The organism is Fictibacillus sp. NRS-1165, assembly GCF_050468105.1.
Classification (GTDB): domain Bacteria; phylum Bacillota; class Bacilli; order Bacillales; family Fictibacillaceae; genus Fictibacillus_C; species Fictibacillus_C terrinigri.
Genome location: NZ_JBDPNU010000030.1, coordinates 46,754 through 57,883, shown reverse-complemented (window position 1 = coordinate 57,883; position 11,130 = coordinate 46,754). Strand labels below are relative to the sequence as shown.

The following is an 11,130-nucleotide window of genomic DNA, read 5'->3' as shown; positions in this document are numbered from 1 at the left end:
CTTATTGGACAGCCCCTTTTAGTTTTCATCCGCCAGTTTCGGGTTCGATCATATGAACGTGTTTGGATCAGTAGCCGCCCAGTTGGGGGTTAGCCGTCCTTCATTCTTCTTCCTTTGCCCGGTTTATTGGAAGGCAAAAATAATGGTGTCATCCTTTGGATGACACCTTAAAGATTAAAAGGAACTGGATCTTCGGTCTCTTCTTCTGTTCTTAATCCTGCAGCGAAGGACGACAACACGGCTGCCTCCGCTTGTACGCCTTCTTCTTACTACTCGGCATTTGACTCTTTTTCTGTTTCTGCTTGACATTCGATTCATCCCCTATAATTGATAATAGAGAAAAGAGTGTCTCTCTTCTCTCTATTATGTTATGGAGATCTCTAGTGTTTGCTTGGACATGCCAAAATTAATAGCCCTTCATATAGAATGGCTGGCCTCTCCATACAAACAACCCTTCATAATCATGTATCGCAACTGCCACATCCGTTCTTCGAAGATGATAGAGGTCCAGATCTCCTCTTTCTGTATGAAGCTTCAATCCTTTAATATGCTGGAAAACACAAAAAAGAAGGCGCTGGGGCCTTCTTTTTTGTGTTTCTTATTCGCAATCCTTACCAGTGGTGGGCTTTAGCGTTGCTTCTCAGGATAATGTTGTTCTGAGACATTTCAGTATGTCCATTAACTTGAGATTTTGAACGTTTCGGCCTCGTCCAATTGTGGTGAAACTTACCTGAGTGGGGATCTAAATGATCTTTGTAACTCATTGCTTTTCACCTCATCCGTTAAGAGTGAACCCTAAGAAACAAGGGTGATATTCATTGAATATCCCGATTATTATGCGTGGAACATGGGGAATTTATGTTATTTTTGTCTGCTTTTTTTCATCGAACTGATCCACTGCATCCGCCCTTGTTTCAGGTACATACGCAAGGATAATCATGCCGATAATAAAGAGCAGGATCAGGCTGAACACCCCGCTGCTTGAATTTCCGCTGACCTGAGCGGTCACAGCGACCAATAAGGGACCGAGGATAGAAGCAAACTTGCCAAAAATATTGTAGAAACCGAAAAACTCATTGGCGTTCTTTTTAGGAACAAGCTTCGCAAAATAAGCGCGGCTTAACGCCTGGATACCGCCTTGAGAAGTACCGACGAGCATGGCGAGAATCCAAAAATCGAGCGTTGTTTTTAAAAAATAAGCATAGATGCAGACGATGATATAAACGGCAATTCCCGCGTAAAGCATTTTTTTACCCGTGAACTTTTCCGCAAGTCTGCCATACAGAATGGCAAAAGGTGCAGCCACGACTTGTGTGACAAACAAAATGATGAGCAGGCTCGTTGAACTGATCCCCAGATCTGTTCCATAAGCTGTTGACATGGAAATAATGGTGCCGACCCCATCAATGTAAAAGAAATAAGCGAGCAGAAACAGAAAAAGAGGGCGATACTGTTTGATTTCTTTTAATGTCTTTCCCAGTCGTATAAAGCTGTTCTTAACAGGTGAAGGCTCCTGTTCCACATAATAGATCTGGTGAACGTTTTTAAACATGGGAATCGTAAACACCGCCCACCAGAATGCGGTGATGAGAAAGGCAATCTTACTGGCGGCAGTAGTGGAGAAGGGAAGCCTTTCTTTTTGTGCAAGGATAATAATGGCGATGCTGATCAGGAAAGGAATGGTACTTCCGATATACCCTAACCCAAAGCCGCGGGCTGAAACACGATTCATTCGATCTTCCGTGGTGATGTCGATAAGAAACGCATCGTAGAACACGAGAGCTCCATTAAAGCCGAGAGCTGCCACCGTATATATGATTAAAAGAATGAGCCATTGATCACTTGGAGCTATAACAAGAAGCGCAGTTGAAATGACACCCAGCCCGAAGAAGAACGTAAAAAAATTTTTTTTCATCCCCTGGTAATCTGCGATCGTTCCCAGAATCGGTCCGAGAATGGCCAGGATAAAGGTAGCAATGGCAATCGTGTAGCCCAGGTAAGCAGTAGAATCAGAAGCACTGATTCCTGCCTTCATAGCAGCGGCTTTATAAAAAAGCGGAAACACAGCCGTTGTGATGATAATGGAATATGCTGAGTTAGCCCAATCATAGAATATCCAGCTGCTTTCTTCCTTTGAGAAATGCTTCATCCTCTTATCCCCTTTTATTCCTGTATTTCTTCTTTTCGCCTCTTAATTCTCCTTAGACCGCTAATAATCCTTCAACCACTGTTCCGTCTGTATTTCCTAAATGCAGTCCAAGAAGACGGGCAAATGTCGGCCCTTCGTCAATAAGGCGCATGGACGGAATGGCTTGCTGGATGATTCCTTTGCCTGCAGCAGCAAAGAATGTACAGTAGTTTTCTTTCTCTGGAGAGTAGCCGTGGGAACCCCAGGTGTAGCGCTTTGCCTTCACATCTTCAGCTGTAATTTGATGAAGAAAACCGCCGTACAGCGATTCTTTAAAATAAAAGCCTCTCCGGGCTTCCAGCATAAAATCGCAGCGGGCATCCGCACCTCGGGCTCCGGCTTCATCTCCCGTAAGCACCTGTTCGATCCCGTTGCGCCCGTCGTGTAACAATTCCTGAAGCCATTCTTGAATGAAGTGTTTGGTTTCCCTATCATTTTTGTCTCTAATGTATATATATGCCGAACCGTCACAGCTATGGCAGTAGGCTTTCCAATGGGTTACCTTTCCTCTTCGGTCAACGGTGATCAGTCCTTGTTCTTTGAAGTAGTTATTCGGCTGGATGGCAACGGAGTGATCAAGGGCACTATGGTCACCGAGTGCCACAATCGTCGATTGACTGTAAATACCGATCTCCTTGAGTGCTTTTACCATTCGGCCGAGCCGAGCGTCGTGCCGGCGGAGACCTGCCATCGCTTGTTCGGAAGAAAAGCCGTGATAATGCCGCTGTGTATCCAGGTCAGTGAAATGGACGAGCAATAGATGGGGCTTTTTTGCTTGTATAGTGTGAACGGCGGATTCCAGGACAAAATCATCAAGCTCAGGCTGGTTAAGTCCGTTTCTGATCGAGCCGAAACGCCGGTGTATCTCAAGCTGATAGGCGATACTTCCGTTGAATAAAGAAACAGGAATCTGATGATGCCAAGGGCGGTTGGCGAAAATCTCCGGCATGTTGTAATCTATCTCAGCCTTGGCCGTAACAGGCCATAATAAGGCTCCTGTCCTCATTCCCGCTTTTTTCGCTTCATCATATAGAGTTGTCCCTTTGATGTGGTGCCTATGCCAATGCCAGTCAGGGGACAGGCGGCCAGGCTGAAGATAGGTATTGTTCACTACGCCATGTCTGTGCGGATAGTTTCCGGTCACGATCGTGGCGTGGCATGGATAGGTAACTGACGGATAGATCGATTCTACGTTCTTGCAGTAGGCACCGTTTAGCAGGAGTTCAGAAAAGTGGGGAAGCTCTTTCAGCATCGGGAAGTCCAATGCAGAAAGACAGTCGAATGAGATGACGATTAAATGGTCCGTAAGTCGGTTCATATTTAAGCCTCCAGCGTAAACATTAAGATTTATAGGTAAATCATAACAGATATTTTTAGAATGGTTGTTGATCTTTTTCTAAATTTTTACATGTCCTTAATATTAGGAATAAATTACCATGCTACGGTTAAACCACAGCCTAATAGAGGCATCAGGTGTTAAAAAGGTTAAACTGCTTAAACCGGACGACTGTTTCTTGATGTATTTAAAATTTATCAAAAGAAAAAGAGGGAGAACGGGAGAAGATGAAATTCTTAAACAATGCATACGTGGTTAAAAACGGTTTAGCCTTTTGGTTTGGAGTGTTGCTCCTTTTTCAAGCTTTGCCCGTATCAGCAGAGGATCCTTTGGAAAAAAAAGACCGCGCTGAACATCTTGGGTTGAAATTGTATACTGGTGAATTGCACACCCACACCTCATTAAGTGATGGAATCAAATATCCAAAGGATGCTTATCAGTTCGTAAAAGAACATACCAATCTGGATTTTTATGGAGTTACCGAGCATGATGTGACGTTTGATGTAAGTTCAAACAACGATTATTTACAAAGCTATAAAGATTCATATTCTGCCGAATATAAACAGCTTCATGAGGAATCGAATAAAGCAAACGGCAAGGATCTTGTTGCTCTCCCGGGTGTAGAAGTGACCTGGTATGATGGGGCGGGGCACATGAACCTGTTTAACACCGAATGGTTTCCTCGCACGTACGGCAAGGGAGCTCCAGAGGATTTTGGGATGGGGAACATAAAATATGATCTGCCTACTTTCTACGCCCGGCTTGCAGAGGACCCAAAAGCCATCGCCCAGTTTAACCATCCAGGAACCGACAGTGGCAGCTTTTTTCATTTTGCACACTATAACAAAGATGTCGATAAACAAATCAATTTAATGGAGTACAAGTATTCTGCAAGCTTTCCAACCTATATTGCTGCATTAAATAAGGGGTGGCATATTTCGCCGACTTATGGCGGGGATGAACATACAGGCAATTGGGGTGCCAGTACTCCAAATCTTACAGGCATGTGGGCCAAGGAACCAACGCGGAAGGCGATGTATGAGGCGATGACGAACCGCCGAACCTACAGTTCATTTGATGAAAATTTTGAACTTACATACTCTGCCAACGGGAAAATGATGGGTTCCATCCTTTCGAAAGATACAAAATCGGTCAACATACATATGAATCTTAAAGATCCGGATGAACAGGACACGATTGAAAAAGCAGTGATCTATAAAAAAAATGGAGCGATTGTAAAAGAATATGCTGTTGGCGCCACGGTCTTTAATTTGGATGAATCTTTCCCGGCACATGATGGTGACTATTTCTTTGTGCGGGTGTTTCAAAAAGATAATGATGAGATCATCAGTGCACCGATATGGGTCGGGGAAACAACGGGAGGAACTGATTCATCTCCCCGGATCAAAATGAAGGGGACCCTCCCCGCAAACGCAAAACTAGGCGATGAAATCTCTGTTCCCCATGCAGAAGCACTTGATGACAGTGGTGAAAAGCCAAAAGTAAACGTCGAAGTCTTTGATTCTAAAGGCAAAGTGAAAGTTGAAAACAATACCTTTACAATCGGGGAGTACGGCCAATATTTTGTCAAATACAAAACCACAGATTCAAAAGGCAATACCCGTGTATTGCTAAAGCGAATCACCATCAGTGAAAAGTCTCTTGATGGCGGCAAGCTTCTCAATGAGTTTCAGCCGACAGTCAGCATAGGAGCAAAAGAAAGTGAAGCTGGCGTTACCCTTGTAGCTGATGAAGCACTCCATTCTGCGTTTGTGCAATACAGTCCTGCCAACCTGCCGGCCAAAAAAGCAAGAATTAAAAAAACCAAAGTATCCTATTTTGAATCGGCTTATGGAGACGACATGGATACTGCCAACTACCGCACGTTAGCATCTCATGAAGGCGATCTGGCCGGTCTGAAGCCCGGCACCACGTATAAATATCGCTTCGGTATGACACCACATGGCCCATGGAGCAAGGAATTTTCCTTTGAAACTGCTACTGCGTCAGGGAAAAAAACAATGTATGTGATGGGAGATCTTCAAGTTCCGGATGGTAATCCAAAGAGCTTTCAGCTGTTCAACGACATGCTCGGCGTGCTGACGGAAAAAAGCCCTGGAGGAAGAATGATGATGCAGGTTGGAGATCTCGTCGATTACGGGGGATACCAGTCAAAATGGGATGAGGCTACACGCTATATTTATAAGGATCTTCATTTAATGTCGGCCAATATGGTAGGAAATCATGAAGTGAAGGGCGACCCGGACGGAAGTACGTTTTCCCATTTTTTTAATCTGCCTGAAAACGGAGAAGGCAACTACAAAGAAACCAACTACTCTTTTGATTATGGCGACGCACATATCGCCGTGATCAATTCCATGAATTTTACGGATGAACAGTTAACCTGGCTTGCCAAGGATATGCGTGCTACAGAAAAGAAGTGGAAGATCTTAATGGGTCATTTTCCTTATTATGGCGCCTCTCACAGTGATGATCCTGGGGTAAGCACTGCGCGGGCAAAAATCTCAAAGCTGACCGAGCAGTTGGGAATCAGTCTTTATATTGGAGGACATGATCACGTTTATAAGCGCACGACGGTCCGAACGGGGAAAATGGACAACCGGCAGGAATCGATGGATTTAGGTACCACCTTTGTAACGATGGGATCCTCAGGCCCAAAATTTTATGGCAATGAATCCTACTGGTGGGACCATATCGTCTATGATGACAACGTACAAACAGGCGTGGTTTTAGAAGCCGATCAGCAGAAATTGAAGGTGAAGGCATACAACAATGCAGGGACGGTTATTGATGAGTTTGCCATTGGACAGCCAAAAAACTATTTTGCCTTAACGAGCGTTGATATTAAAGATACTATACTCAAAGGTGCAGGTCTTCTCAATTATCCGGGAGCTCCCGATCAAGTGACGATCGGTGCGGCAAAATATGATGCTTCGGGCACCAAACTTCTTGACCTTCAAACAAAAACGGTAAAGTTGGAGCACCTGGGCAGGGAGCAAATGATCACGTTCAAGCATGGGCTGAAGTTTACGGATCAAAATACGGTGAAGGTTTATGTATGGGATAACTTGAAGGACCGCAACCCTCTCGTTCCGGAGGTGGTGGCCAGAAAAGCAATGGATGGAGCAGGAACGGCACAGAATCCGTATAAAATTGACAGTATCAAAGATTTTGAAAACATCAAGTATTACCCTGATAAACATTTTGCTCTGACAAAAGATATCGAAGGCGGAGGGCAGGTGGTTGAAGCCATCGGTTCCGGCGACGCGCCTTTTACCGGAGTATTTGACGGACAGGGGCACTCCATCAAAGAAGTAAAGGCAGTATCCGATGGCGGCGCTGGCCTGTTCAGAATCAATAACGGCACCATAAAAAACGTGGCTGTATTAAATGCAAAGATTAATGTAGCCTCGAACGACGTGGGGATACTCGCAGACACAAATAATGGAACCATTGATTCCTCTTATACGACGGGTTCCATTACAGGACGAGCCACCGTCGGAGGGATCGCTGGCCATTCAAACGGAATCATACGAAACAGCTACTCCACCGCAAAAGTAAAGGCCGAAAAGAAACAGGCGGGCGGAGTAGCCGGTATCACAAACAGAGGAAGTTTGACAGAAAATAGCTATTCAACAGGCAGTGTAACTGCAGGAGAAGGCAATGCAGGCGGAATAAGCGGTTACGGCTATAACAATACCGTGATAGAGAACAACATAGCGTTAAACCCTTCCGTGATTACGATCAGCTGGGCAAACCGGATTGTTGCTAAAGTGCTGGCGGGGGAACAAGCCACATTAACGAACAATTTTGCCAATAAAAATTTGATCGTAAACAAAGAAGGCGTAGGGACAGAACATGCAGGCAATGAGAAAGGGCTTGGTAAAAGCCAGGAAGAAATAAATGACCCAAAAACGTATCAAGAGGGTCTGGGATGGGACTTCGACCAAACCTGGACGTGGGATGATATGCTGGGCCGTCCGGTTCTGCAAAAGAACAAAGAGAACGCCGTTTCGGAAGGAAGTGGAACAAAGCCCGATCTTCCAAAGAACGAAAGCGGATCGTATGTAATTTCTTTCATAAAGGATCTGGCAGAGATGGATCGGTTTCCGAAAGAGAACTATAGCTTAAGTAAAGATTTAGACTTTGAGGATACAGCTGCAAAACAGCTGGCAGCGGATGTACCGTTCCTTGGTACATTTGATGGGCACGGACATGTGATAAAAAATATGAAAACAACGAAAGGTGCTCTCTTCCATATCAATGCCGGTATCATTAAAAACATCGGGATTATAGATGCCGATGTCAAAGGTGAATCCGGTGCACCGCAAGCAGGAATTCTCGTCAACCTGAATCAGGGGACCATCGATAGAAGTTATACGACAGGCAGCATCATTGGCGGCAATACAATTGGCGGTTTGGCAGGGTATTCGAATGGAGTCATCCAGAACAGTTATTCTCAAGCGAATGTACGAGCTGACGGAAAACAAGCGGGAGGCCTTGTTGGTATTACAAACAGAGGAAGTGTTACAAAAAATGTCTATGCAGCAGGCAACGTAGCCGCAGGAAGCAGCAATGCGGGTGGTCTTAGCGGCTATGGCTACAACGATACGACGATCCAGAACAGCATCGCGTTAAATCCGTCTGTGAATACTCCAGTTTCTGCAAACCGAATCGTCGGCCGGGTATTGGCAGGAGAAAAAGCCACACTCGTGAATAACTTTGCCGATGCAGCCATGTCTGTAAACAAGGAAGGAATACCCACGGAAAGTGGGAACAACGAAAAAGGTCTTGGGAAAAATCAAAATGAGCTGGCTCAAAAGCGAACCTTTGAAGAAGGACTGGGATGGAACTTTGATAAGGTTTGGAAGTGGGATGACACATTAAAAAGGCCGGTTCTCCTTAAATAAAGAATGGTGCCAGGCACTCGAATTACACATGTGTGTAATTCGAGTGCCTGGCACCATTTATGCATTTATTCGACACAAATTAGTGCTTTCTGCAGATGAATGGTCGAATAAACATACTATACTATGAATATATTGAAAATTTAGTTTATTGGAAAAGGGGAGATTGAGGATGAGATGGAAGAAACAGGCGGCGGCATGTCTGATGGGGTTCAGTATCCTTGCAGCACCGGATGCAGCTGGGGCAGCATCACCGGGAAAAGCAATACCACAATGGCAAAACGTAAACGCATTTGAAACACAGAAAGAAAAAGACGGTAGCTTATTCAACAGCGAGAACTACAACTTTATGAAATACTCACAGATCGGCCAGCAGCTTCTCAAGATTCAGAAGCAAAGCCACCGGATGACAGTCACGAAATACGGAAAATCAGCGAATGGCAAAGATATGTATGTGGTTATAATCGCCGACGAAAAATCAAAAGGGCAATTAGGATTTTACAAGAAACTGAGAAAACAAATGTTTAAGAATCCGGAAAAGGCACAGGCTTTTATCGACAAACATCCTGACGTCAAGGTGCCTGTCATGATCAACGGTTCCATCCACGGCACCGAATTTGCCGGCTCAGATGCCGTGCTGCAGCTCATTGAGCGGTTTGCAAAAGGCAATGACCCCGAGACGGCAGGAATCCTAAAGAATCAGATTCTTATTTTTAATGTGGTAGCCAATCCGGATGGCCGGATTTACGCAACCCGTTTTAACGGCAGCGGTATCGATTTAAACCGAGACTTCATTACACAGTCTCAGCCGGAAACTCAAGCGATGGTGTCACTCATCAAAGAGTGGAACCCTATGGTCTTTCTTGATCTTCATGGCTATGTGAAAAACTATGGCGGCCCGGATAGACCAGGTTTAATCGAGCCTTGTACACCTCCTCATAATCCGAACTACGAATATGATCTATTCTCTAAATGGGCAATGAACCAGGCGAAAGCGATGGAATCTGAGATTGTAAGCAACCGTAAAGAGTATAAAAACACGAATACGGCCACATCAAAAGTAGATTACCAGAACATGAAGGGAGCCTACATACCACAGCGTGATGACACGGCAGGCTGGGACGATTATCCGCCGATCTTCACCCCAATGTATGCCATGTACCATGGATCTTACGGCTATACACTTGAGACGCCGACCAATGACTGGGATGGCGTAAAGTGGCATTATGACGCGGTAATGGGTGCCCTTACCTACGCCAGCCAAAATAAATCCGGCATGGTAAAAGATCAGATTGAAGTCTTCAAACGAGGCATCAACTTTGACCATCCGTTCCATAAAAAAGGATTCTTCCCGAAGGCCTATATCCTCCCGTCTGATCCAACAGATGCTTCAGCTACAGAAAAGGCGGTCAGCCACCTTATCAAAAATGATATTGAAGTGAGCCAAACAAAAAAAGCGTTCACATTTAATGGCAAGACCTATCCTGCCGGAACGTATGTCGTGAACATGAGCCAGGCAAAAGCAGGATTGGCTAACACCATGCTCTGGGATGGGGAAGACATCACAGAGGAAACGCCGGTCATGTATGACATTTCAGCATGGAGCCTCCCTGAACTGTGGGGCTTTGATGCCATACAGGTACCGGCCGAAAGCAGCGTTAAATTTTCCTTGCAGGATGTAAAGCGAGCACATAATGAAGGAAAACTAATTGGAAAAGGGCCATACAAAATACCGAACACTTCAGTAAAATCTGTTCAACTTGCCAACCAGCTGATCAACAAAGGGTACCGGGTTAAACGCGGAGCTGACGGCTCTTTTTACATCAAGGAAAAATGGAATCATAACCTTATGCAATACGTTCGGCAGTCCGGTTTGACAATCAAGAGTGAAACGATTCCTTATCGATCGCAAAACATAAAGAAGCTGCACATCACCATTTTAAAAGATGGAGGTATGGGGAAGACACAGTCTCACTCAGGGACAAAGCTTGCCCTGGAGAGGCTGGGCTTCATTGTAAAGGAGCTGTCACCAAGAGACCTCGCAGCAAAAGGCCTTGGGGCTGCGGATGTATTCTTCTATAACGGAACATCCAATTTGATCTCGTACAAAAACAGTAAAGCCAATGAAGAGTTTGGTTTGGAAAACGAAGCCCAATTTCAAACCTTGAAAAAGAATCTCACGGATTTTGTCGAGGGGGGCGGAAAGTACATCGCGATCGGGGCGGGAGCGTCCAGTGCCACAAAAACACTCGGACTGACGAATGTTACGGTCAATAAAGGCAACCCTGACAGCAACGGAATTGTAAACGTAAATTACGGTACGACTGACTTAACAAATGGATATCATCAAACGGATTACGGATTTGTGTACGGACCTGTTTGGTATACCAATACGAACGGTTATGAAACCGCTGCTTCATTCAAAAACGGAGGCGACTTCTTTACGGCCGGTCACTGGAAGAACAGGCAGGCTGCTCAGGGACAGGCTGTGATCATCAAGGACAAGTCTAAGGATGTCACCTTAATGGGATTGGAAGCTGTCTTCAGGGATCATACCGATTACCTATTCCGCCTGCTCTCTAATGCGGTTTACAGCAAATAGAAAAAATAAGCACCTTTTCGGCAAGGTGCTTGTTTTTTTGTTATTGGACTTTTATAGCTATGGCATAATTGGCATC

7 protein-coding genes are annotated in these 11,130 nt (G+C 45.0%); 2 read left to right on the top strand and 5 right to left on the bottom strand.

What is annotated here, in order from left to right:
* Positions 1–174: 174 nt before the first annotated feature.
* The 5 genes from ABHN01_RS15110 to ABHN01_RS15090 form a co-directional block, all read right to left on the bottom strand.
* A complete protein-coding gene (locus ABHN01_RS15110; protein ID WP_429876228.1) occupies positions 175–309 on the bottom strand; it encodes a hypothetical protein in 135 nt (44 codons plus the stop codon).
* Between the two features lie 97 nt (positions 310–406).
* Positions 407–538 (bottom strand): hypothetical protein, encoded by a 132-nt coding sequence (locus ABHN01_RS15105; protein WP_429876227.1) that lies wholly within the window; start codon positions 536–538, stop codon positions 407–409.
* 73 nt (positions 539–611) lie between these two features.
* Positions 612–764 carry a YpzG family protein gene (locus ABHN01_RS15100; RefSeq protein WP_082316169.1) on the bottom strand — a complete coding sequence of 51 codons (153 nt, stop codon included), beginning with the start codon at positions 762–764 and terminating at the stop codon, positions 612–614.
* Between the two features lie 92 nt (positions 765–856).
* A complete protein-coding gene (locus tag ABHN01_RS15095) occupies positions 857–2,149 on the bottom strand; it encodes an MFS transporter (protein WP_429876226.1) in 1,293 nt (430 codons plus the stop codon).
* 52 nt (positions 2,150–2,201) lie between these two features.
* Positions 2,202–3,506, bottom strand: a complete 1,305-nt coding sequence (locus tag ABHN01_RS15090) for an alkaline phosphatase family protein (RefSeq protein ID WP_429876225.1) — start codon at positions 3,504–3,506, stop codon at positions 2,202–2,204.
* A 245-nt stretch (positions 3,507–3,751) separates the two neighbouring features.
* Between ABHN01_RS15090 and ABHN01_RS15085 the strand changes: the two genes are divergently transcribed.
* Positions 3,752–8,455, top strand: a complete 4,704-nt coding sequence (locus ABHN01_RS15085) for a CehA/McbA family metallohydrolase (RefSeq protein WP_429876224.1) — start codon at positions 3,752–3,754, stop codon at positions 8,453–8,455.
* Between the two features lie 169 nt (positions 8,456–8,624).
* Positions 8,625–11,054, top strand: a complete 2,430-nt coding sequence (locus tag ABHN01_RS15080) for a M14 family zinc carboxypeptidase (protein WP_429876223.1) — start codon at positions 8,625–8,627, stop codon at positions 11,052–11,054.
* Positions 11,055–11,130: the final 76 nt, after the last annotated feature.

Excerpts from the sequence above, each read along its gene's own strand:
- ABHN01_RS15110 (WP_429876228.1), bottom strand. The coding sequence starts at position 309 with ATGTCAAGCAGAAACAGAAAAAGAGTCAAATGCCGAGTAGTAAGAAGA.
- ABHN01_RS15100 (WP_082316169.1), bottom strand. The coding sequence starts at position 764 with ATGAGTTACAAAGATCATTTAGATCCCCACTCAGGTAAGTTTCACCAC.
- ABHN01_RS15095 (WP_429876226.1), bottom strand. The coding sequence starts at position 2,149 with ATGAAGCATTTCTCAAAGGAAGAAAGCAGCTGGATATTCTATGATTGG.
- ABHN01_RS15090 (WP_429876225.1), bottom strand. The coding sequence starts at position 3,506 with ATGAACCGACTTACGGACCATTTAATCGTCATCTCATTCGACTGTCTT.
- ABHN01_RS15085 (WP_429876224.1), top strand. The coding sequence starts at position 3,752 with ATGAAATTCTTAAACAATGCATACGTGGTTAAAAACGGTTTAGCCTTT.
- ABHN01_RS15080 (WP_429876223.1), top strand. The coding sequence starts at position 8,625 with ATGAGATGGAAGAAACAGGCGGCGGCATGTCTGATGGGGTTCAGTATC.